Origin of the sequence: Parvimonas sp. D9 (assembly GCF_035282565.1) — a bacterium.
Taxonomy (GTDB): domain Bacteria; phylum Bacillota; class Clostridia; order Tissierellales; family Peptoniphilaceae; genus Parvimonas; species Parvimonas micra.
Map to the genome: position 1 here is coordinate 1 of NZ_JAYKBM010000109.1, position 284 is coordinate 284.

At 36.3% G+C, this 284-nt stretch carries 1 protein-coding gene; it reads right to left on the minus strand.

Features of this window, described 5'->3' with window-relative positions:
- Positions 1-243 (minus strand): hypothetical protein (locus VJI94_RS08225; protein WP_324009001.1); only part of this gene is annotated, 243 nt, incomplete at its 3' end.
- Between the last annotated feature and the right edge of the window lie 41 nt (positions 244-284).

Here is a 284-nt window from a genome sequence, read left to right on the forward strand (position 1 = left end):
GGAGAGATAAGTAAGCCCTACATCCAGTAGAAACTGAAGTCTTTCCCTGATCTCTTTCAAAATATCTTTTGCAATGACATTCTGTTTTGTATCGAGACGCTTTTCAATATTCGTAAACCATTGATGTAATTTATCCAGATTTAGATGGCTCAATTCAGCGATATTTTTTTCATCTACTTTAAACCAAAGACTCTCTTTTTTTAATCTGGCACCATTACATTCTGTACAAGTTTTTAACTCCATGAATTGTTCTACCCACTCGCGGAGTGTTTCACTGCTGCTCG